At 70.9% G+C, this 19,998-nt stretch carries 24 protein-coding genes; 12 read left to right on the top strand and 12 right to left on the bottom strand.

The window, feature by feature from the left end:
- The first annotated feature begins 47 nt into the window (after positions 1-47).
- A complete protein-coding gene (gene era / locus ACFWRT_RS03165; RefSeq protein WP_380952641.1) occupies positions 48-1,022 on the top strand; it encodes a GTPase Era in 975 nt (324 codons plus the stop codon).
- Positions 1,023-1,174: 152 nt separating this feature from the next.
- Here era and ACFWRT_RS03160 read toward each other — a convergent pair whose 3' ends face one another.
- Together ACFWRT_RS03160 and ACFWRT_RS03155 are read right to left on the bottom strand one after the other, a co-directional pair.
- Complete coding sequence (locus ACFWRT_RS03160; protein WP_380952643.1) at positions 1,175-1,462, bottom strand: protealysin inhibitor emfourin; 288 nt, start codon at positions 1,460-1,462, stop codon at positions 1,175-1,177.
- Between the two features lie 84 nt (positions 1,463-1,546).
- On the bottom strand, positions 1,547-2,626 hold the full coding sequence (locus tag ACFWRT_RS03155) for a M4 family metallopeptidase (RefSeq protein ID WP_380952645.1): 1,080 nt from the start codon (positions 2,624-2,626) through the stop codon (positions 1,547-1,549).
- A 293-nt stretch (positions 2,627-2,919) separates the two neighbouring features.
- Here ACFWRT_RS03155 and leuA point away from each other — a divergent pair, with 293 nt between their 5' ends.
- The 4 genes from leuA (at position 2,920) to ACFWRT_RS03135 (ending at position 7,320) form a co-directional block, all read left to right on the top strand.
- Positions 2,920-4,716, top strand: coding sequence for a 2-isopropylmalate synthase (gene leuA, locus ACFWRT_RS03150; RefSeq protein WP_380952646.1), 1,797 nt, complete (start codon positions 2,920-2,922; stop codon positions 4,714-4,716).
- Between the two features lie 205 nt (positions 4,717-4,921).
- Positions 4,922-5,626, top strand: a complete 705-nt coding sequence (locus tag ACFWRT_RS03145) for a TerB family tellurite resistance protein (RefSeq protein WP_380952647.1) — start codon at positions 4,922-4,924, stop codon at positions 5,624-5,626.
- Between the two features lie 66 nt (positions 5,627-5,692).
- Positions 5,693-6,439 (top strand): DNA repair protein RecO, encoded by a 747-nt coding sequence (gene recO, locus ACFWRT_RS03140; protein WP_026241394.1) that lies wholly within the window; start codon positions 5,693-5,695, stop codon positions 6,437-6,439.
- A 41-nt stretch (positions 6,440-6,480) separates the two neighbouring features.
- Positions 6,481-7,320 (top strand): isoprenyl transferase, encoded by an 840-nt coding sequence (locus tag ACFWRT_RS03135; RefSeq protein ID WP_380952648.1) that lies wholly within the window; start codon positions 6,481-6,483, stop codon positions 7,318-7,320.
- A gap of 66 nt (positions 7,321-7,386) precedes the next feature.
- Here the strand turns inward: ACFWRT_RS03135 and ACFWRT_RS03130 are convergent, their stop codons facing one another.
- The 4 genes from ACFWRT_RS03130 to ACFWRT_RS03115 form a co-directional block, all read right to left on the bottom strand.
- Positions 7,387-7,827 carry a Fur family transcriptional regulator gene (locus ACFWRT_RS03130; protein WP_380952649.1) on the bottom strand — a complete coding sequence of 147 codons (441 nt, stop codon included), beginning with the start codon at positions 7,825-7,827 and terminating at the stop codon, positions 7,387-7,389.
- A gap of 65 nt (positions 7,828-7,892) precedes the next feature.
- Entirely contained in the window at positions 7,893-8,792 is a 900-nt protein-coding gene (locus ACFWRT_RS03125; RefSeq protein ID WP_380952650.1) for a metal ABC transporter permease, read from the bottom strand.
- Entirely contained in the window at positions 8,792-9,598 is an 807-nt protein-coding gene (locus ACFWRT_RS03120) for a metal ABC transporter ATP-binding protein (protein ID WP_380952651.1), read from the bottom strand. The genes ACFWRT_RS03125 and ACFWRT_RS03120 overlap by 1 nt, the downstream gene beginning before the upstream one ends.
- Before the next feature lie 29 nt (positions 9,599-9,627).
- Positions 9,628-10,650 (bottom strand): metal ABC transporter substrate-binding protein, encoded by a 1,023-nt coding sequence (locus ACFWRT_RS03115; protein ID WP_380952652.1) that lies wholly within the window; start codon positions 10,648-10,650, stop codon positions 9,628-9,630.
- A gap of 176 nt (positions 10,651-10,826) precedes the next feature.
- On the opposite strand from ACFWRT_RS03115, the gene ACFWRT_RS03110 reads away from it, so the two are divergent.
- The 3 genes from ACFWRT_RS03110 (at position 10,827) to ACFWRT_RS03100 (ending at position 12,943) form a co-directional block, all read left to right on the top strand.
- The gene (locus ACFWRT_RS03110) at positions 10,827-12,209 is read left to right on the top strand and encodes a glycine--tRNA ligase (protein WP_380952653.1); all 1,383 of its coding nucleotides are present in this window, start codon (positions 10,827-10,829) and stop codon (positions 12,207-12,209) included.
- Positions 12,210-12,350: 141 nt separating this feature from the next.
- Positions 12,351-12,554, top strand: a complete 204-nt coding sequence (locus ACFWRT_RS03105; protein ID WP_380952655.1) for a hypothetical protein — start codon at positions 12,351-12,353, stop codon at positions 12,552-12,554.
- Between the two features lie 176 nt (positions 12,555-12,730).
- Positions 12,731-12,943, top strand: a complete 213-nt coding sequence (locus tag ACFWRT_RS03100; RefSeq protein WP_380952656.1) for a DUF6243 family protein — start codon at positions 12,731-12,733, stop codon at positions 12,941-12,943.
- A gap of 66 nt (positions 12,944-13,009) precedes the next feature.
- On the opposite strand, the gene ACFWRT_RS03095 is transcribed toward ACFWRT_RS03100, so the two are convergent.
- The gene (locus ACFWRT_RS03095; RefSeq protein WP_380952657.1) at positions 13,010-13,474 is read right to left on the bottom strand and encodes a MarR family winged helix-turn-helix transcriptional regulator; all 465 of its coding nucleotides are present in this window, start codon (positions 13,472-13,474) and stop codon (positions 13,010-13,012) included.
- Between the two features lie 30 nt (positions 13,475-13,504).
- Here ACFWRT_RS03095 and ACFWRT_RS03090 point away from each other — a divergent pair, with 30 nt between their 5' ends.
- Together ACFWRT_RS03090 and ACFWRT_RS03085 are read left to right on the top strand one after the other, a co-directional pair.
- Positions 13,505-14,569: a GNAT family N-acetyltransferase gene (locus tag ACFWRT_RS03090; protein ID WP_380952658.1), complete on the top strand. Its 1,065-nt coding sequence runs from the start codon at positions 13,505-13,507 to the stop codon at positions 14,567-14,569.
- 6 nt (positions 14,570-14,575) lie between these two features.
- A complete protein-coding gene (locus tag ACFWRT_RS03085; protein WP_380952659.1) occupies positions 14,576-15,334 on the top strand; it encodes a formylglycine-generating enzyme family protein in 759 nt (252 codons plus the stop codon).
- Between the two features lie 37 nt (positions 15,335-15,371).
- On the opposite strand, the gene ACFWRT_RS03080 is transcribed toward ACFWRT_RS03085, so the two are convergent.
- The gene (locus ACFWRT_RS03080) at positions 15,372-16,325 is read right to left on the bottom strand and encodes an SDR family oxidoreductase (protein ID WP_380952660.1); all 954 of its coding nucleotides are present in this window, start codon (positions 16,323-16,325) and stop codon (positions 15,372-15,374) included.
- A gap of 289 nt (positions 16,326-16,614) precedes the next feature.
- Here ACFWRT_RS03080 and ACFWRT_RS03075 point away from each other — a divergent pair, with 289 nt between their 5' ends.
- Entirely contained in the window at positions 16,615-17,457 is an 843-nt protein-coding gene (locus ACFWRT_RS03075; RefSeq protein ID WP_380952661.1) for a helix-turn-helix transcriptional regulator, read from the top strand.
- A 97-nt stretch (positions 17,458-17,554) separates the two neighbouring features.
- Positions 17,555-18,283, top strand: a complete 729-nt coding sequence (locus ACFWRT_RS03070) for an alpha/beta fold hydrolase (protein ID WP_380952662.1) — start codon at positions 17,555-17,557, stop codon at positions 18,281-18,283.
- Between the two features lie 32 nt (positions 18,284-18,315).
- Here the strand turns inward: ACFWRT_RS03070 and ACFWRT_RS03065 are convergent, their stop codons facing one another.
- The 4 genes from ACFWRT_RS03065 to ACFWRT_RS03050 are packed head-to-tail and all read right to left on the bottom strand — an operon-like array spanning position 18,316 to position 19,886.
- Positions 18,316-18,741 carry a hypothetical protein gene (locus ACFWRT_RS03065; RefSeq protein ID WP_380952663.1) on the bottom strand — a complete coding sequence of 142 codons (426 nt, stop codon included), beginning with the start codon at positions 18,739-18,741 and terminating at the stop codon, positions 18,316-18,318.
- Positions 18,738-19,187, bottom strand: coding sequence for a hypothetical protein (locus tag ACFWRT_RS03060; RefSeq protein ID WP_381121215.1), 450 nt, complete (start codon positions 19,185-19,187; stop codon positions 18,738-18,740). Before ACFWRT_RS03060 ends, ACFWRT_RS03065 begins: the two co-directional genes overlap by 4 nt.
- A 23-nt stretch (positions 19,188-19,210) precedes the next feature.
- On the bottom strand, positions 19,211-19,576 hold the full coding sequence (locus tag ACFWRT_RS03055) for a hypothetical protein (protein WP_380952730.1): 366 nt from the start codon (positions 19,574-19,576) through the stop codon (positions 19,211-19,213).
- A gap of 55 nt (positions 19,577-19,631) precedes the next feature.
- The gene (locus tag ACFWRT_RS03050) at positions 19,632-19,886 is read right to left on the bottom strand and encodes a hypothetical protein (RefSeq protein ID WP_380952665.1); all 255 of its coding nucleotides are present in this window, start codon (positions 19,884-19,886) and stop codon (positions 19,632-19,634) included.
- Positions 19,887-19,998: the final 112 nt, after the last annotated feature.

The following is a 19,998-nucleotide window of genomic DNA, read 5'->3' as shown; positions in this document are numbered from 1 at the left end:
AGGTCCGTACGGACCGCTGTGCGGGAGCGCCGCCGCGATCGGGGAGAATGGTCGCCATGAGCGCTCGCCCGAACCAAGAATCCGCTGCCCCGCAGACGGAGACCACCTCCCCCCACCGGGCCGGCTTCGCCTGCTTCGTGGGCCGCCCCAACGCCGGCAAGTCCACCCTGACGAACGCTCTGGTCGGGCAGAAGGTGGCGATCACCTCCAACCGCCCCCAGACCACCCGGCACACCGTGCGCGGCATCGTGCACCGCGAGGACGCGCAGCTGATCCTGGTCGACACCCCCGGCCTCCACAAGCCGCGCACGCTCCTCGGCGAGCGGCTCAACGACGTGGTGCGCACCACCTGGGCCGAGGTCGACGTCATCGGCTTCTGCCTGCCCGCCGACCAGAAGCTCGGCCCCGGCGACAAGTACATCGTCAAGGAGCTCGCGGGGATCAAGAAGACCCCCAAGATCGCCATCATCACCAAGACCGACCTGGTCGAGTCCAAGGCGCTGGCCGAACAGCTTCTCGCCGTCTCCGCGCTCGCGGACGAGCTGGGCTTCGAGTGGGCCGAGATCGTGCCCGTATCGGCGGTCAAGGACCAGCAGGTCAGCCTGCTGGCCGACCTCATCGCCCCGCTGCTCCCTCAGAGCCCGCCGCTCTACCCGGAGGGCGACCTCACCGACGAGCCGGAGATGGTCATGGTCGCGGAGCTGATCCGCGAGGCCGCGCTGGAGGGCGTACGCGACGAGCTGCCGCACTCCATCGCCGTCGTGGTCGAGGAGATGCTGCCGCGCGAGAACCGTCCGGCGGACAAGCCGCTGCTGGACATCCACGCCAACGTCTACATCGAGCGCCCGAGCCAGAAGGGCATCATCATCGGCCCGAAGGGCCAGCGGCTGAAGGACGTCGGCACGAAGTCGCGCAAGCACATCGAGGCGCTGCTCGGCACGCCCGTCTTCCTGGACCTGCATGTGAAGGTCGCGAAGGACTGGCAGCGCGACCCCAAGCAGCTCCGGAAGCTCGGGTTCTGAGCCGAGCCGGGACCGGCGGCCGGAGGACGCCGCAGCCGTGCGAAGCCGCTGAGGCCCCTGGGGCCGAAGGGTGCGAGTGCGGCCATGGAGATGGGTCCCCAAGCAGCTCCGGAAGCTCGGGTTCTAGAAGCGTCCTGGAGCCGGGGCCGGTCTCACGCGCCCTCCTTCAGGACGCGTGAGACCAGCGTGCGCTGGGCCCCGGTCAGATCGGGGTCAGCGCAGTACATGGTGCGGTCCCCGACCGTGATCCGGTACCGGAACCCGTCCGGCACCCCGGACGGCGGCGCGTCCGGGGTGCCGTCCTCGGCGGAGGGCGCGGCGGCGAGGACCTCCTCGGCGAGGGACTCCCACTCCGCCGCGTCCTCCCGGCCCTCGGTGTCGACCTCATGGTGGCGGGAGATGCCGGCGAAGCCGCCGGTCCTGCTGACCTGAATACGCATGGGGTCCTGTCTAGCCGGGGCCGGGTGAACGCTCAAGCCCGCCTTGTTGGTTGATGGCTCAAGCCCGCCTCACTCGGGGAACGGTCACTCCGCCGTCCGCACCCCCACCTCGGACCAGGCCTTCAGGACCGCCTCCTTCTCGCCGCGCTCCCCGAAGCGGGCGCCCGCCGCCGCGACCGTCAGCCGGGCGAACTCCTCGAAGTCCGCGGTGGCCGTCAGCTCGCCGCCGGTCAGCACGTCGAACCAGATCTGCCCGGCCCGCTCCCAGGCGTTGCCGCCCAGGGCCGTGGCCAGGACGTAGAAGGCGCGGTTGGGGATGCCGGAGTTGATGTGGACCCCGCCGTTGTCCTCCTCCGTCTCGACGTAGTCCTCCATCGACGCGGGCTGCGGGTCCTTGCCGAGCACATCGTCGTCGTACGCCGTTCCCGGCGCCTTCATCGAGCGCAGGGCGTCCCCGCTGACCCGGGGGGCCAGCAGTCCGGCGCCGATCAGCCAGTCGGCCTGCTCGGCGCTCTGGCCCAGCGAGTACTGCTTGACCAGCGAGCCGAACACGTCGGAGACCGACTCGTTGAGCGCGCCCGACTGGCCCTCGTAGCGCAGGTTGGCGGTGTACTGGGTGAGGCCGTGGGCCAGTTCGTGGGCGATGACGTCGACGGCGTAGGTGAAGTCGAGGAAGATCTCCCCGTCACCGTCGCCGAAGACCATCTGCTCGCCGTCGAAGAACGCGTTGTTGTACTCGTGGCCGTAGTGGACGGAGCCGATGAGGGGCAGGCCCTTGCCGTCGATCGAACTGCGCCCGTAGGCGGAGAGCAGCAGTTCGAAGGTGGCGCCGAGTCCGGCGTACGCGCGGTTGACGCTGGCGTCCGATGTGGGCTTCTCGCCCTCGTCGCGGACCTTGGTGCCCGGCAGGGATGTGCCGTTCTCGCAGTCGTACAGGGTGCGGTGGGGCTTGGCGGGGACCGCGCCCGCCGTGGGGGTGGCGGGCGCGGCGGCCAGGGCCGTCAGGCGACGGCGGTCGCGGCGGAGGGCGTCGGCCTCCAGGGTGCGGCGGGCCGGACCGGCCAGCCGGGCGTCGCCGGAGTGCGACAGCTTGTCGAGGACATGGGGCGGGACGATGGTGCAGAAGACGGTGTGGAGCCCGTCTTCATCGGTTCGAGGCTGCATGACATCGACTGTGGCACTCCGTCACGGCTGTGTCACTGGTTGCGACGATGATTGACGAAATGGAGTGATGAGTCACCGTTTTCCCCTCATCGATGCCCGGTCCCGCATACTGATACGGACCGACACCCCGGGCCACCCTCGGCTAGGCTCGTCGCATCATGCGTTTCGGGCTGCTTCTCCTTAGCTGCCGCGGTGAGGGTCTGTAGTCGTAGGCCGACCCCCTCCCCGCGGAGTCTGGTGCTGCAGCGACACCGTCGGCCGACCCCATGTCGGACCCCGAGGAGCCCTACGCCATGACGAAGCCCGTGAACCCTGCCGGTGCTGTGAACCCCGCGAGCAACGCTGTCGGCCGCCCCACCCCCGTCACCAACGCGACGCAGCTCCAGAAGCCGTCCGGGATGCCGGCCCACAAGTACCGCGGTTACGAGGCCGTGGACATCGCCGACCGCACCTGGCCGGACAACCGGATCACCGCGGCGCCCCGCTGGCTGTCCACCGATCTGCGCGACGGCAACCAGGCGCTGATCGACCCGATGAGCCCGGCCCGCAAGCGCGAGATGTTCGACCTGCTCGTACGCATGGGCTACAAGGAGATCGAGGTCGGCTTCCCGTCCTCCGGTGAGACCGACTTCGCCTTCGTCCGCTCCATCATCGAAGAGGGCGCGATCCCCGAGGACGTGACGATCTCCGTCCTGACGCAGGCCCGCGAGGAGCTGATCGAGCGGACCGTCGAGTCGCTGGTCGGCGCGCGCCGGGCCACCGTCCACCTGTACAACGCCACCGCCCCCACCTTCCGCCGGGTCGTCTTCCGGGGCTCGAAGGAGCAGGTCAAGCAGATCGCGGTGGACGGTACGCGGCTGGTGATGGAGTACGCGGAGAAGATCCTGGGCCCCGAGACGGTCTTCGGCTACCAGTACAGCCCGGAGATCTTCACCGACACCGAGCTGGACTTCGCCCTGGAGGTCTGCGAGGCGGTCTGTGACGTCTGGCAGCCCGAGGAGGGCCGCGAGATCATCCTGAACCTGCCCGCCACCGTGGAGCGCTCCACGCCCTCCACCCACGCGGACCGCTTCGAGTGGATGTCGCGCAACCTGTCCCGACGCGAGTTCGTGTGCCTGTCGGTCCACCCGCACAACGACCGGGGTACGGCGGTGGCGGCGGCCGAACTGGCCGTCATGGCCGGTGCCGACCGCATCGAGGGCTGCCTGTTCGGCCAGGGCGAGCGGACCGGCAACGTCGACCTGGTCACCCTGGGCATGAACCTGTTCTCGCAGGGCGTGGACCCGCAGATCGACTTCTCGCAGATCGACGAGATCCGCCGCACCAGCGAGTACTGCAACCAGATGGAGATCCACCCGCGCCACCCGTACGCGGGCGACCTGGTCTACACCGCCTTCTCCGGCTCCCACCAGGACGCCATCAAGAAGGGGTTCGACGCGATGGAGAAGGACGCCGCGGCCCAGGGCAAGACCGTCGACGACATCGAGTGGGCCGTGCCGTACCTGCCGATCGACCCGAAGGACGTCGGCCGCTCCTACGAGGCCGTCATCCGGGTCAACTCGCAGTCCGGCAAGGGCGGTATCGCGTACGTCCTGAAGAACGACCACAAGCTGGACCTGCCGCGCCGGATGCAGATCGAGTTCTCCCGGATCATTCAGGCCAAGACCGACGCCGAGGGCGGCGAGGTCACCCCGACGCAGATCTGGTCCACCTTCCAGGACGAGTACCTGCCGAACGCGGAGAACGCCTGGGGGCGCATCCAGCTCCGTTCCGGCCAGACCACCACCGACACCGACGGCACGGACACCCTGACCGTCGAGGCCACCGTGGACGGCGCGGACACCGTGCTGACCGGATCGGGCAACGGTCCGATCTCCGCGTTCTTCGAAGCGCTGCAGGCCATCGGCATCGACGCCCGGCTGCTGGACTACACCGAGCACACGATGAGCGAGGGCGCCAGCGCCCAGGCCGCCTCGTACATCGAGTGCGCGATCGACGGCAAGGTGCTGTGGGGCATTGGCATCGACGCCAACACCACCCGCGCCTCGCTCAAGGCGGTCGTCTCCGCGGTCAACCGCGCCTCCCGCTGACCCGGCCGCACTCCCCTTCGTACGGACGTCCGCTTTGACCCCGTACGGCAGTAGTACGCGAACCCCGACCGCCCGCCCCGGGTGGTCGGGGTTCGGCCATATCCGAGGGTTGTGACCTCCGGGATACTGACGCCGCCTTACGCATGTGGCTAACATCACGTCCAACACACGGCAATGTTGCCGGAGCGTTACGGAGGTGTGCGACGTGCGGTCAGCCAAAGGACAACGCGCTCTGAGGCCGGTCCTCTGCGGCATCCGCACGGTCTGGGACGCCGTCGGTGACGGCGCCTTCTTCTGCTCCGGCTGCGGCGGCGACCGCAACTACCGCCGCCTGACCGGCCGCCGCCGGCTCACCGTCCTCGGCATCCCGCTGGCCGGCCGGGGCGAGACCGGGCCCGTCGTGGAGTGCGCCGCCTGCCGTGCCCGCTTCGCCCCTGACGCCCTGGACCACCCGACGACCACCCAGTTCTCCTCGATGCTCCGGGAGGCCGTCCACACGGTCACCCTGGCCGTCCTCGCGGCCGGCGGGACCACCTCCCGTACGGTCCTGGACACCGCCGTCGCCGTCGTCCGGGACGCGGGGCTCGACGACTGCACCCAGGAGCAGCTGTACACGGTGGTGGAGGTGCTCGCCGCCGACACCGGGTACGGCTCCCGGAACGACCCGGCGGCCGACGCGTGCGGCGCGGCCCTCGCCATCGAGCTGCACGAGGTGCTGGCCCCGCTCGCCCCGCACCTGGCCACCGCCGGCCGGGAGTCGGTCCTCCTCCAGGGCGCCAGGATCGCGCTCGCCGACGGGGCCTACAGCCCGGCCGAGCGCGAGGTCCTGACGACGGTGGGCGGCGCCCTGAAGCTCCCGGCCGACGACACCGCCCGCCTGCTCGCCGCAGCCGCCCGCACGCCCTCCTAGGGCCCCTGGGAGGCGCACAGGCGCACAGACGTACGGCGCCGTCCGGGTGTGCGCGACAATGGCCCCATGAGCTTGTTCCGGGACGACGGCGTCGTGCTGCGTACGCAGAAACTGGGCGAGGCCGACCGGATCATCACGATCCTGACCCGCGGCCACGGCCGGGTCCGCGCTGTCGCCCGGGGGGTGCGCCGCACCAAGTCCAAGTTCGGCGCCCGGCTGGAACCCTTCTCCCACGTCGACGTGCAGTTCTTCGCGCGCGGCAGCGAGCTGATCGGCCGCGGTCTGCCGCTCTGCACCCAGAGCGAGACGATCGCCCCGTACGGCGGCGGGATCGTCGCCGACTACGCCCGCTACACGGCCGGCACCGCGATGCTGGAGACCGCCGAGCGGTTCACCGACCACGAGGGCGAACCGGCGGTCCAGCAGTACCTGCTCCTCGTCGGCGGCCTGCGCACCCTCGCCCGCGGCGAGCACGCGCCGCACCTGATCCTGGACGCGTTCCTGCTGCGCTCGCTCGCGGTGAACGGGTACGCGCCGAGCTTCGAGGACTGCGCCAAGTGCGGGATGCCGGGCCCCAACCGGTTCTTCTCCGTCGCGGCGGGGGGCGTCATATGCGGTGACTGCCGGGTCCCCGGGAGCGTCGTACCCTCGGCACAGGCACTCGAACTGCTGAGCGCGCTGCTCAGCGGCGACTGGGCGACGGCGGACGCCTGCGAGGCACGCCATGTCAGGGAGGGGAGCGGGCTGGTGTCCGCCTATCTGCACTGGCATCTGGAGCGCGGCCTGCGCTCGCTGCGGTACGTCGAGAAGTGACGCGGTACGTAGAGAAGTGACACAGGGAGACTGAGAACCTCATGGCAGTACGCGGGATCCTCGGCGGCCGTAACCGGCGCACGTACAAGACCCCCGAGCCGCACCCCTCGGGCGCGACGCCTCCGAAGATCCCCGGCGAGCTGGTGCCCCAGCACGTCGCCGTCGTGATGGACGGCAACGGCCGCTGGGCCAAGGAGCGGGGTCTGCCCCGTACCGAGGGCCACAAGGTCGGTGAGGGCGTCGTCATGGACGTGCTCAAGGGGTGCATCGACATGGGCGTCAAGAACCTCTCGCTCTATGCCTTCTCCACGGAGAACTGGAAGCGCTCGCCGGACGAGGTGAAGTTCCTGATGAACTTCAACCGCGACGTGATCCGCCGCCGCCGCGACGAGATGGACGAGCTCGGCATCCGGATCCGCTGGGTGGGCCGCATGCCCAAGCTGTGGAAGTCCGTCGTCCAGGAGCTCCAGGTCGCCCAGGAGCAGACCAAGGACAACGACAAGATGACGCTGTACTTCTGCGTCAACTACGGCGGCCGCGCCGAGATCGCGGACGCCGCGCAGGCCATCGCCCGGGATGTGGCGGCCGGGAAGCTCGACCCGTCCAAGGTCAACGAGAAGACGTTCCAGAAGTACATCTACTACCCGGACATGCCGGACGTGGACCTCTTCGTGCGCCCCAGCGGCGAGCAGCGCACCTCGAACTACCTGATCTGGCAGAGCGCGTACGCGGAGATGGTCTTCCAGGACGTTCTCTGGCCGGATTTCGACCGCCGGGACCTGTGGCGGGCCTGCCTGGAGTACGCGCAGCGCGACCGCCGCTTCGGCGGGGCGCAGGAGGCGGCGGAGGCCGCGGAGACCGCGGAGGCCGCCAAGAAGTGACGTAGGACGTAAAGGAGGGCGGTCCCGGTACGCGTACCGGGACCGCCCTCCTCTACGTTCGCGCGCTTACTTCTTGCTCGCGCTCGCGGCGCACTCCGCACACGTGCCGAAGATCTCGACGGTGTGCGCGACGTTCACATAGCCGTGCTGGGCGGCGATCATCTCGGCCCACTGTTCGACGGCGGGCCCTTCGACCTCGACCGCCTTGCCGCAGAGCCGGCAGACCAGGTGGTGGTGATGGCTGTCGGTCGAGCACCGCCGGTAGACGGCCTCGCCCTCGGTGGTGCGCAGGACGTCGACCTCGCCCGCGTCGGCGAGGGACTGAAGGGTCCGGTAGACCGTGGTCAGGCCCACGGAGTCGCCGCGGTGCTTGAGGACGTCGTGCAGCTCCTGGGCGCTGCGGAACTCGTCGACCTCGTCGAGGGCCGCCGCCACCGCCGCCCGCTGCCGGGTGGACCGGCCGCGTACCGGCGCTGCGTTCGTGCCACTGATCGGCGCCGTGGCCACAGGTGCCTCCTCGTGTCGCCCGTACATGTGTCGGGCCATTGTGCCAGCCCGACCGGACGCCGCACTCAAACGCGCAGGTCGTCCGTCCCCCGGCGGGCCGCCGGTACCTCCAGGGTGCACTCCGCACCCTTCTCCTCGCTCGCTCGGGCCCGCCGCTTCGCGAGTGGAGCCGCGAGCGCGGTCAGCGCGACGAACACCGCGATGGCCAGCAGCACGATCGTCGCGCCCGGCGGAACGTCCTGGTAGTACGAGGTCACGGTGCCGGCCAGGGTCACCCCCGTGCCGATCACCACCGAGAGCACGAACGTCACCTTGAAGGACTTGGTGATCTGCTGCGCCGCCGCCACCGGCACCACCATCAGCGCGCTGACCAGCAGCAGCCCGACGACCCGCATCGCGACGGTCACCGTCACGGCGGCGGTCACCGCGATCAGCAGGTTCAGCACCCGCACCGGCAGCCCGGTCACCCGGGCGAACTCCTCGTCCTGGCTGACGGCGAACAACTGCCGCCGCAGCCCGACCGTGACCAGCACCACGAAGGCGGCCAGCACGCAGATCGCGATGACGTCGGACTCGGAGACGGTGGAGAGCGAGCCGAAGAGGTACGAGGTCAGGTTGGCGTTGGAGCCGGTGTCGGAGAGGTTGATCAGCATGACACCGCCCGCCATGCCCCCGTAGAAGAGCATCGCCAGGGCGAGGTCGCCGCGGGTGTGCCCGTACCAGCGGATCAGCTCCATGACGACCGCACCGGCCACGGCGACGGCGGTGGCCATCCAGACGGGGCTGGTGGAGAGCAGGAAGCCGAGGCCGACGCCGGTCATCGCGATGTGCCCGATGCCGTCGCCCATGAGGGCCTGGCGGCGCTGGACCAGGTAGATGCCGATGGCGGGCGCGGTGATGCCGACCAGGACGGCGGCGATGAGTGCCCGCTGCATGAAGGGCGGGTTCAGGAATTCGAGGAACATCAGGTCAGCAGTCCCGTCCGTACGGGCTCGACGGCCGCGTGGGGGTGTACGTGGTCGTGGCCGGGCAGCGCGTGCTGGCCGAGCGCCTCCGGCGGCGGCCCGTCGTGCGTCACACAGCCGTCGCGCAGGACCACGGCCCGGTCGATCAGCGGCTCCAGCGGCCCCAGCTCGTGCAGCACGAGGAGCACCGAGGTGGACAGGGCCACCTGCTCGCGCAGGGTCGCCGCCAGGATCTCCTGGCTCGCCAGGTCCACCCCGGCCATCGGCTCGTCCATGATCAGCAGCTCCGGCTCGGCGGCCAGGGCGCGGGCGATCAGGACCCGCTGGTGCTGCCCGCCCGACAGGGCGCTCACGGAGTCCTTGGCGCGGTCGGCCAGGCCCACCAGCTCGATGGCCCGCTCCACGGCCGCCCGGTCCGCCTTCCCGGGCCACCGGAGCCGAGTACGGGCCAGCCGGCCCGACGCGACGACCTCGCGGATGGTGGCGGGCACCCCGCCGGCGGCCGTGGTGCGCTGGGGCACGTAACCGATCCGGCCCCACTGGCGGAAGCGCCGCAGCTCGGTGCCGAACAGCTCGACGGTGCCGCCGGTCAGCGGGACCTGGCCGATGGCGGACCGTACGGCGGTGGACTTGCCGGAACCGTTGGCGCCCAGCAGGGCGACGACCTCGCCGCGGTGCACGGTGAGGTCCACCCCGCGCAGCACGGGGCGCGCGCCGAGGGTGGCCGTGGCGCCGCGCAGGCTGACGACGGCCTCGCGGTCGTCGCCCACGGGCTCACGGTGGGTGGTGCTCTCACGCTCCGGCATGAGCGCCTCCGATCGGGATGTGGTGCGGGTCACTTCGCGCCGAGTGCCTTCTGCAGCGCGGCGAGGTTGGACTCCATGACCTCGATGTAGTCAGCGCCCTGGGACTTCTTCGTGATTCCCTCCAGCGGGTCCAGGACGTCGGTCTTCAGGCCGGTGTCCTTCGCGAGGGTCTTCGCGGTCCGGTCGCTGGCCAGCGTCTCGAAGAAGACGGTGGTGGCCTTCTCCTTCTCCGCGATGGTGTGCAGCTCCTGGATCCGGGCCGGGGTCGGCTCGGCCTCCGGGTCGATGCCCGCGATGCCCTGCTGGGTCAGCCCGTAGCGCTCGGCGAGGTAGCCGAAGGCTGAGTGGGTGGTGATGAAGGTCTTGGTGGCGGTGTTCTTCAGCCCGGTCTCGTACGCCGTGTTCAGCTTGTCCAGCTCGCCGACCAGGGCCTTGGTGTTCTTCTTGTACTCTGCGGCGTGGTCGGGGTCGGCCTTCTCCAGAGACTTGCCGACACCCTTGGCGACCTCGGCGTACTTCACCGGGTCCAGCCAGATGTGCGGGTCGGCGCCGCCCTCCTGGCCGTGGTTGTGGCCGTCGCCCTCCTCATGTTCCGCGTGCTCGTCCTCGTGGCCGTGCTCCTCTTCGCCCTCGTGCCCGTGGTCGTGGCCGCTGACCTCGGCTCCGTGGTTCTCCAGCGTGGTGAGGGTCGCGGCGTCGACGGTGTTCTTCACACCGGACTGCTGGATCGCGTCGTCCACGGCGGGCTGGATGCCCTTGAGGTAGAGCACGTAGTCGGACTCGCTGATGGAGCCGATCTGGCGGGGGGTGAGCTCCAGGTCGTGCGGCTCGACGCCCGGCTTGGTGAGGCTGGTGACGGCGACGTGCTCGCCGCCGATCCGCTCGGCCAGGAACTGCATCGGGTAGAACGACGCGGTCACCTTCAGCTGGTCGCCGTTGCCCCCGTTGCCCCCGTCCGCTGCGTCGGAGGTGGAGCAGGCCGAGAGAGCGGTCAGACCGAGGGCGACTGCTCCGGCGACGGCGGTGGTGGGTATCAGGCGGCGTACGTTCATGACAGTCATTTTCAACAAAAGTGGAAACGATTGTCAACAAGGCTGATGAGATGCCCGGAAGGTCACATAGAGGGAGACCGAAGATCGTCGGACCCCGCACCGATTTGATCCCAGGGGTGCGCCCGCCGGTAATCTGAGGCATTCGCCGTTCGTCATCGTCGTATGAAGAGAGCACCGTGGCCGCCGACAAGATCGACACCATCGTCAGCCTGAGCAAGCGCCGTGGCTTCGTCTACCCCTCCAGTGAGATCTACGGTGGTCAGCGCGCCGCCTGGGACTACGGGCCGCTGGGCGTCGAGATGAAGGAGAACCTGAAGCGCCAGTGGTGGCGCTACATGGTCACTTCGCGCGAGGACGTGGTCGGTCTCGACTCCTCGGTCATCCTGGCCCCGGACGTCTGGGTCGCCTCGGGTCACGTCGCCACCTTCTCGGACCCGCTGACCGAGTGCACCTCCTGTCACAAGCGCTACCGCGCCGACCACCTGGAGGAGGCGTACGAGGAGAAGCACGGCAAGCCGCCGGTCAACGGCCTCGCCGACCTCAACTGCCCCAACTGCGGCAACAAGGGCACCTTCACGGAGCCCAAGGAGTTCTCGGGCCTGCTCTCCACCCACCTCGGTCCCACCCAGGACTCCGGCTCGGTCGCCTACCTGCGCCCCGAGACCGCCCAGGGCATCTTCACCAACTTCGGCCAGGTGCAGCAGACCTCCCGCAAGAAGCCGCCGTTCGGCATCGCGCAGGTCGGCAAGTCCTTCCGGAACGAGATCACTCCGGGCAACTTCATCTTCCGGACCCGTGAGTTCGAGCAGATGGAGATGGAGTTCTTCGTCAAGCCGGGCGAGGACGAGGAGTGGCAGCAGTACTGGATGGACCAGCGCTGGAACTGGTACACGGACCTCGGCATGCGCGAGGAGAACATGCGCTGGTTCGAGCACCCCAAGGAGAAGCTCTCCCACTACTCCAAGCGCACCGCGGACATCGAGTACCGCTTCCGCTTCGGCGGCAGCGAGTGGGGCGAGCTGGAGGGCGTCGCCAACCGCACCGACTACGACCTCAAGGCGCACTCCAAGGCCTCCGGCACCGACCTCCAGTACTACGACCAGGAGGCCGGCGAGCGCTGGACGCCGTACGTCATCGAGCCCGCGGCCGGTGTCGGCCGCGCGATGCTGGCGTTCCTGCTCGACGCCTACATCGAGGACGAGGCGCCCAACGCCAAGGGCGTCATGGAGAAGCGCACCGTGATGCGCCTGGACCCGCGCCTGGCGCCGGTCAAGGTCGCGGTCCTGCCGCTCTCCCGCAACCCGCAGCTCTCGCCGAAGGCCAAGGGTCTGGCCATCGACCTGCGCAAGAACTGGAACATCGAGTTCGACGACGCGGGCGCCATCGGCCGCCGCTACCGCCGCCAGGACGAGATCGGCACCCCGTTCTGCGTGACCGTCGACTTCGACACCCTGGACGACAACGCGGTGACCGTGCGCGAGCGCGACACGATGAAGCAGGAGCGCGTCTCCCTGGACCAGATCCAGGCGTACCTCGGCGCCCGTCTGATCGGCTGCTGACACCTGACGTAGGCCGCCCTACGCTTCCCGTAGGCGCGTGAGGCCCCCGGTTCCGGGTACGGAACCGGGGGCTTCGCCGTACCGGTCCACTCGGCCCCCTCGGTCCACCGGAGCCCCCGCCGCCGTCCCGGGAGGTACGCGATGCCGTCGATCACCAGCAGCAAGGTCACCAGATGGGACCAGCACGGCCGTGAACACGTCGTGCGGGTACGGAAGTCGGGCATGTCGCGCGAGCTGACGTGCGCCACCTGCGGCTGGCGCCGCTCGGCGCAGTTCCTGCCCTGGCTGAAGGCACAGGAGCACCTGACCGAGGCCCACCAGGCGACGGTCGACCCGACGGCCTGAAAAATCCGGTGCGGGGCGCTCCGGGGGCGGGGTACCGTTCCGGCATGTCTTCGTTCTTCCAGATCTACGAGTGAGCGCGCGGCGGGTGAGTCCACCCCGCCGCCACGGGGACCGGCGCGACCGGCCCCTTCGACCTTTCCCGACTCACTTCTCATCCCCACGAACGGGAGAACGCCGTGGCCAAGAGCCGCAACAACCTCCTCGGCGTCGGCGGACAGCGCAAGAAGCTGTCCCGCGCCGACCAGCAGGGCGCGGGTTCCGCGCGAGGCGCCGACCGCAAGGCCGCCGAGGACAAGAAGCAGGAGCTGGTACGCAGGATGCGCGAGCGCGCCGAGGCGCAGGCGGCCGAGGCCGCCGCCGAGCCGGCCGGTCGGGACGCGCAGAGCTGACGCGCAGACACGTACGACAGTGGGCCCGGATCATCCGTGATCCGGGCCCACCGCGTTGCCCAGGGGCTACCGCTCGTCGATGAGCTTCCGCGCGATCGCGCCGAGGGCCGCGAGCTCCTCCGGGTCGAGACGGTCGATCAAGTGGCGGCGCACGGAGGCGACATGGAGCGGTGCGGCCTCGCGCAAGGTGTCCCAGCCGGTCGCGGTCAGGACGAGGAGGCAGCCTCGGCCGTCGCGGGGATCGGGCGCGCGCCGGATGAGCTCGCGCGTCTCCATGCGGGAGGCGTGCCGGGACAGGCGGCTGCGCGACCAGCCCATCTTGGCGGCCTGTTCGTGCAGCGTGCTGGTGCCGTCCGGGCGCTCGGACAGTGTGCTGAGCACCTCGTAGTCCGGCTCGGAGAGACCGAGCGCGGCCAGGTCCTGCGCGGTGCCGACCTGTACGGCGGTGACCATGCGGTGGTACGCGCGCCAGGCGCGCTCCTCGTCGGCTGAGAGCCAGTTGACCGGGGACTCCGCCCCATTCGTTGACATGTAACCAATCTACCGGCTAATTTCGTTTCCATGACAACGAAACGCCTGCGCGTCCTCGTCCTGACCTGCACCACCCGTCCCAACGCACTGGGCCCCGCCGTCGGCCGGTGGCTGACCGACACGCTGGCACCCGACGCCGAGCGGCTCGGCGTGGACCTCGTACCGCTGGCGATCGGCGATCTGGACCTGCCGTTCCTGGACGAGGAGGAGCACCCGTCGACCGGCGTCCACCACCACGAACACACCCGCCGCTGGAGCCGGATCGTGGCCGAGGCGGACGGCTTCGTCTTCGTGACCCCGGAGTACAACTACGGCATGCCGGCCACGCTCAAGAACGCGCTCGACTACCTGAGCCCCGAGTGGGCCTGGAAGCCGGCCGGCTTCGTCAGCTACGGCCACACCTCGGCCGGCACCCGCGCGGTCCAGCACGCCAAGCAGGTGGTGACCACCCTGCGCCTGGTCCCGCTCGGCGCGACCGTCGCCCTGCGGATCGCGGACGCGCTGCGGGACGGCCGCCTGGAGCCCGAGGCGCGCCACGCGGAAGCGGCCCAGGGCCTGTTGGCGGAGCTGGTCCGGGCCGCACGCGCCCTGGCCCCGATGCGCGAGCGCGAGCACACGGCCTCCGTCGAGGGCCCGCTGCCCGGCTCGTACGCGCGCCGGCTCGGCCCGGACGACGCCGCCGAGGTGACCGTGCTCCAGCGCTGCTGCTGGATGGAGGAGGCCATCGCCAACGACACGCTGGCCATCCCGGCGCTCCACGAGTCACCGGCCGACGTACGCGCCTGGCTGGCCGACTGGGACGCCACGGGCCTCTGGCGGGACGGCCGGCTGCTCGGCATGGTCCGCACCCGCCGCATCGCCACCGACCTGCACGTCGGACGGCTCGCCGTCGCTCCCGACCTGCGCGGCCTCGGCGTGGGCCGTTGGCTCCTGAGCCGGGCCGAGTCCGCGGCGGAGGAAGGCGACCGCATCGTCCTGTCCACCGGCGCCGCCAGCCACCGCAACATCGCTCTCTACGAGCGGCAGGGATACGCCGTGCTGCCCGGCACCTGGGAAGAGGGCGTCGTGGACCTGGTCAAGCCGGCAGCGGCCTGAACGACGATGGACGACGGAGGAGAAGCAGTGGAACAGGTGGACTGGATCGACATCCCGGCCGGGCCGGTGCGTCGCGGCACGCCCGCCGACGAGCTGGCGGCCGTGGCCCGGCGCTACGCGGACACCCACGTACCGCAGGCCTGGTACCGGAAGGAGGCCCCGCGTACGGAGATCCACGTACCGGCCTTCCGGATCGCCCGCACGGCGGTCACCGTCGAGCAGTACGGGCTCTTCGCGGCGGACACCGGCCGGCCGGCGCCACGGGGACCGGCGGCGGACCATCCGGTCATCGGGGTCGCCTGGGAGGACGCGACGGCGTACTGCCGGTGGCTCGAAGAGCGCACCGGCCGGGAGGTGCGGCTGCCGACGGAGGACGAGTGGGAGCGGGCCGCGCGGGGTGACGACGGCCGGGAGTTCCCGTGGGGCGACGAATACCGCACCGGCCTGGCCAATCTGGTGGACCTCGGCGTCGGCACCACCACGCCGGTCGGCTCGTTCCCGGACGGCGCGAGCCCCTTCGGCGTGCTGGACATGGCGGGCAACGCCGACGAGTGGACCTCCACGCTCTACGCCCCGTATCCCGGCGCGCCCGACGACGTACCCGCCACCGAGGACTGGGCCTTCGACCGGCACATCACCCGGGGCGGCGCCTTCCGCCACGACCGGGACCTGGCCCGGTGCGCCCGGCGCCACGGCGCCTACGAGGAGGATCTCGCGGCGATCGGCGTGGGCTTCCGGCTCGCGGCCCCACCGGCCGCCGCGTAACCGTGCCGCCCGCCGCGTAGCCGAGCCGCCCGGGCCCCTACCGGCCGGCCAGGTCGGTGAACCGTACGCCGGTCAGCTCCTCCGAGACCTCCCAGACCCGACGGGCCTCGTCGGTGCCGGTGAGCCGGGAATAGAGCTTCTGCTCGGCGGGCGGGCCGCCCATGTGCCCGGGGCCCTTGGGCCCGTAGAGGGCGCCGCCCCGGGAGCCGGGCGCGGTCGCGGCGTACAGCGCGGGCAGTTGGGCGCTCTCCACCGTGCCGACCAGGATGCCCCGGGCCGACAGGAACCGGATCAGCCGCACGCCCAGGGTGTCCTCGGTCCGGCCCATCTCCGGCCGGGCGGCGAGCAGGCTGGTGGGCGCGATGCCCGGGTGGGACAGGTTGCTGGTGATGCCCCAGCCCTCGGCCCGGCTGCGGCGGTCGAGTTCCAGGCCGAACAGCCCGAAGGCGATCTTCGACTGGCTGTAGGCCTTCATGCCGTTGTACGAGCGTTCCCAGTTCAGGTCGTCCCAGTTGATCGCGTTCTGGTTGGCGGAGACGCTGATCTGCGAGGTCACCCGGGCCTGCCCGGCCCGCAGGACAGGCAGCAGCCGGCCGACGAGGGCGAAGTGGCCGAGGTGGTTGGTGCCGAACTGCGTCTCGAACCCGTCGGCGGTGGTCTGCCGCTCGGGCGGGGTCATGACGCCCGCGTTGTTGACCAGCAGGTGGACGGGCCGGCCCTCGCCGGCCAGGGAGTCGCCGAGCGCGGCGACCGATCCCAGCGAGGACAGATCGAGCGGGCGCAGCGACACCCGGGCGGCGGGAGCCTGCCGCCGGATCGCGGCGAGCGCCTTCTCGCCCTTGCCCTGGTTGCGGACGGGCAGGACGACCTCGGCGCCGGCGGCGGCGAGGCGGGCCGCGACACCGAGCCCGATGCCGTCGCTGCCACCGGTGACGACGGCGCGCTTGCCGGAGAGGTCGGGGAGGGTGAGGGCGGGGGTCGTGCGGGGCATGGGGGTCACTCCTCGTGGGGTCCGTGAGGTCGGGTCGTTTCCACGGTGACGCCGTCGCCCCGGCCTATCCAGGGCCCGCCGATCCGCTGATCGGCGGGCCGCCGTTCGACCGGCGAGGCGACGTTACGTTCCGGGTGGGGCCGGAGTCCGGGGACGCGCCCGGCCGTATGGGGGGATCGACGATCCGTGGTTGCGACAGCCGCCGGACGCTACAAAGGAGGTGGAGGGCGGACGACCGGGGGCGGGGGCGGACGACCGGGAAGACGAAGACACGGACCGGAGGAGAACAGTGGAGATCGACCGCGCAGGCCTGGCGGCCTTCCTCCGGCACCGCCGGGAGCTGCTGCAACCCGAGGACGTCGGACTCCCGCGCGGACAGCGCCGTAGGACCGGTGGGCTGCGCCGCGAGGAGGTCGCCGTGCTCTGCCACATGTCGACCGACTACTACGCCCGGCTGGAACGCGAACGCGGACCGCAGCCGTCGGAGCAGATGATCGCCTCGATCGCGCAGGGCCTCCATCTCTCCCTGGAGGAGCGCGACCACCTGTTCCGCCTCGCCGGCCACACCCCGCCGGTCCGGGGCACGACCGGTGAGCACATCAACCCCGGCCTCCTCCGCATCCTGGACCGGCTGGACGACACCCCCGCCGAGATCGTCACCGAACTGGGGGAGACCCTGCGGCAGAGTCCGCTGGGCGTCGCCCTCACCGGCGACACGACCCGCTACGCGGGCTTCGACCGCTCCATCGGCTACCGCTGGTTCACCGACCCCGCCACCCGCTCGCTGTACGTGGCGGACGACCACGACTTCCTCTCCCGGATGTTCGCCTCCGGCCTGCGGGAGCTGGCCACCCTGCGGGGCGCCGGCTCCCGCGCGGCCCACTGCGCCGAGCTGCTGCTCGACCGGAGCGAGGAGTTCCGCCGCCTCTGGGACCGGCAGGAGGTCGGCATCCGCCCGCACGAGGTCAAGCGCTTCATCCACCCCGAGGTGGGCGTCCTGGAACTGAACTGCCAACGGCTGCTGGACCCGGACCAGTCCCACAGCCTGCTCGTCTACACGGCGGCACCGGGCAGCGAGAGCTACGACCGGCTGCGACTGCTGTCGGTCATAGGGGCACAGGCGATGACCTGACCCGCCCCGAGCCGTCCTGTCGTCCCGTCCGCGCGGCGATCGGCGCCCTAAGGTGCGGATGGGGGGGCGCGATCGAGGCGAGATGAGGCGGTCTGTCATGGGGACCTATGTGCTGGTCCACGGAGCCATGCACGGTGGCTGGTGCTGGCGCGCCGTCCGCGACCTGCTCTCCCGGGCCGGCCATCAGGTCTTCACGCCGAGCCTGACCGGCCAGGGCGAGCACGCCCACCTGCTCGGCCCGGACGTCGGCGTCGCCACACACGTGGCGGATGTGGCCGGCCTCCTGCACTACGAGGACCTCAGCGACGTCCACCTGGTCCTGCACAGCTACGCCGGTGTCCTGGCGGGCCCGGTCGCCGAGCGGGCCGCCGGCCGCCTGGCCTCGGTCACCTTCCTCGGCGCGTTCCTCGTCCGGCCCGGCGAGTGCCTGCTGGACGTCGAGCTGCCCGAGACGGCCCAGCGGTACCGCGCACTCGCCGCCGAGAAGGGCGACGGCTGGTACCTGCCCGCCGACGCCTCCTTCCTCGCCCAATGGGGCATCACGGACGAGGAGTTGGCGGCCTGGATGGCGCCTCGCCTCACCGCTTTCCCGTTGCGCTGCCAGACGGACGCCGTCGACTTCGACCCGGCACCGCTCGCGGCCCTTCCCGCCTCCTACGTACGCCACACCCGGCCGCCGCTGCCCAGCCTCGAAGGGTCCGAGAACCGAGCACGCGCCCACGGCTGGGACGTCCACTCGCTCCCGACCGGCCACGACATGATGCTCGAAGCGCCGGAGGCCACCACACGCCTGCTGACCCGTATCACCGAGCGCGGCACGACCTGACGGCGCCGGGGAGGCTGAGGCGGCCACCGGAATCAGGACCGGCCCCCGGTCCCGTCCTGATCACCCTCTCTGCCGGCGTCCCCGCCCCTGAACTCAGGGAAGAGATCAGGGTGATGGTCCACGAGGAGCCGGGTGACGGCGTCGTCGGTGGGGTCCGTGACGAGCCAACTGTGGGCGGAGGGGTGCGCGGCGAACAGCTCGCAGGCTTCGTTACGGGGGTCGAGCGCGGGACACCAGGGGAGAGGGGCGAGGGCGGCGAGACCGGAGCCCATCCAGCGGACCCAGACGCCGCTTCCGGTCCGTCCGCCGTCGTCCCAGAGCAGGGCGGCGTGCCGGTCGTCATGGTTGCCGCCGAGTTCGCAGAGGATGTGGCCGGTCTCGGGGCGCAGCCCGGGAGGTGCGAGGGCGACGAGGTGGTCCGGGGGCGGGAGAAGGGCGACGGCGGTGCACTGCATCATGGCCGGTGCCGCTTTCGTGGGTCGTCGGAGGCGTCGTCATCGGTATCGGTATCGGCACCGGCCGCCCCGGCGATGAGGTCCGCGAGGGGATCGGTGATGTCCCAGGAGTGGCCGGTGGGATGGCCGGTGAAGAGCGAGCACGGCAGGGCGGCGTTGGTGCGCAGGTGCCGGAGGGCGGCCGGGCACCAGGGCGCGGTGGTGAAGCGGTGGGTGCGGTCGGTGTCGGTGCCGCTCCAGAAGAACCAGAGCGCGGGCCGGTCGGGGTTCTCGGCAGGGCACAGGAGTGCGGCGTGCTCGATGTCGGCGCGGTGCTCGCCGAGTTCGCACAGGACGTAGTGGTCGAGCGTGAAGTCATCGGGCGGGGTGTCGGGGCCGTAGGGCATGGTCACGAGGGCGGTGAGCACCTCGCTGAGGGGGAGCCGGGTGAGGGCGGTGCATTGCAGCACGGGGGCCTCTTCTGCGGAGGGGGCTACAGGGGTGTGGCCGGGGCGGTGTGCCATCCGGCGAGGGTGAGGTGGAGCCCGACGGCGGGGTCGGTGACGGTGAAGTGGAGCGGGAAGCCCGCTTCGAGGGTCCGTATCGCGTCGTCCTGGCGGTGCGCGTCGGTGGCCCAGAACCGCAGGCTCTCGGGTGCGTCGGTGCCGTGGAAGCGGACGGGGCGTACGTCGCCGGGTGAGGCGTCCCGTACGGCGCTCCCGTGTGCGTTGGCGAGGCGGAGGGCCTGGCGGCGGAGCCAGAGGAGGGCGAGGCGCCGGTTGCCTACGGTGACTCCGCCGAGCGAGGCGAACCGCTGCCCGACGATGACGGTGACCTCGGTGGCGTACCGCGCGCGCATCACGCGGCCCGTCCGTGGTTGTTGGCGGCCGGGCCCCGGGTGAGGGGGCTGCTCATCACAGGACCTCACCTCGGCTGCGGGCGTTGGCGCGTGCGGTGCGGGCGCGGATCTGCTCCATGGGGAGCGCGGGGCGTACGTGCCGGGGTTCGACCTCCCACTCACGCCCGCCGCCGACGGGGCAGAGGGACCAGTAGAGGCCGGCGACCCCTCGGAACTCGCCCACGCGGTCGTTGCGGCTGGTGTCGACCAGGGGGGTGTTCGGGGTGGGTGGGTCAGGAGGTGCTTCCTGGTGGCTCGCACGAGAGTCCACGGCGTACTCCTTCGCTCCGTTCTGTAGCCATTCGGCTACCGGGGCGATTCAGAGTGACCTAACGTGAGAAGCCCTTCAACTGGGGGAATCTGAAGGAAGAGTAGGAAGTACG

Origin of the sequence: Streptomyces cyaneofuscatus (genome assembly GCF_042718795.1) — a bacterium.
GTDB lineage: Bacteria > Actinomycetota > Actinomycetes > Streptomycetales > Streptomycetaceae > Streptomyces > Streptomyces cyaneofuscatus_A.
The sequence above is the reverse complement of the archived record's forward strand: the minus strand, read 5'-3'. Positions and strand labels throughout refer to the sequence as shown.

Coding starts and splice junctions, on each gene's coding strand:
- ACFWRT_RS03055 (WP_380952730.1), bottom strand. CDS start 19,576: ATGCGCGCGCGGTACGCCACCGAGGTCACCGTCATCGTCGGGCAGCGG.
- ACFWRT_RS03080 (WP_380952660.1), bottom strand. CDS start 16,325: ATGCCCCGCACGACCCCCGCCCTCACCCTCCCCGACCTCTCCGGCAAG.
- ACFWRT_RS03155 (WP_380952645.1), bottom strand. CDS start 2,626: ATGCAGCCTCGAACCGATGAAGACGGGCTCCACACCGTCTTCTGCACC.
- recO (WP_026241394.1), top strand. CDS start 5,693: ATGAGCTTGTTCCGGGACGACGGCGTCGTGCTGCGTACGCAGAAACTG.
- ACFWRT_RS03105 (WP_380952655.1), top strand. CDS start 12,351: ATGCCGTCGATCACCAGCAGCAAGGTCACCAGATGGGACCAGCACGGC.
- ACFWRT_RS03125 (WP_380952650.1), bottom strand. CDS start 8,792: ATGTTCCTCGAATTCCTGAACCCGCCCTTCATGCAGCGGGCACTCATC.
- ACFWRT_RS03065 (WP_380952663.1), bottom strand. CDS start 18,741: ATGATGCAGTGCACCGCCGTCGCCCTTCTCCCGCCCCCGGACCACCTC.
- ACFWRT_RS03070 (WP_380952662.1), top strand. CDS start 17,555: ATGGGGACCTATGTGCTGGTCCACGGAGCCATGCACGGTGGCTGGTGC.
- ACFWRT_RS03120 (WP_380952651.1), bottom strand. CDS start 9,598: ATGCCGGAGCGTGAGAGCACCACCCACCGTGAGCCCGTGGGCGACGAC.
- ACFWRT_RS03135 (WP_380952648.1), top strand. CDS start 6,481: ATGGCAGTACGCGGGATCCTCGGCGGCCGTAACCGGCGCACGTACAAG.
- ACFWRT_RS03090 (WP_380952658.1), top strand. CDS start 13,505: ATGACAACGAAACGCCTGCGCGTCCTCGTCCTGACCTGCACCACCCGT.
- leuA (WP_380952646.1), top strand. CDS start 2,920: ATGACGAAGCCCGTGAACCCTGCCGGTGCTGTGAACCCCGCGAGCAAC.
- ACFWRT_RS03115 (WP_380952652.1), bottom strand. CDS start 10,650: ATGAACGTACGCCGCCTGATACCCACCACCGCCGTCGCCGGAGCAGTC.
- ACFWRT_RS03160 (WP_380952643.1), bottom strand. CDS start 1,462: ATGCGTATTCAGGTCAGCAGGACCGGCGGCTTCGCCGGCATCTCCCGC.
- ACFWRT_RS03095 (WP_380952657.1), bottom strand. CDS start 13,474: ATGTCAACGAATGGGGCGGAGTCCCCGGTCAACTGGCTCTCAGCCGAC.
- era (WP_380952641.1), top strand. CDS start 48: ATGGTCGCCATGAGCGCTCGCCCGAACCAAGAATCCGCTGCCCCGCAG.
- ACFWRT_RS03085 (WP_380952659.1), top strand. CDS start 14,576: ATGGACGACGGAGGAGAAGCAGTGGAACAGGTGGACTGGATCGACATC.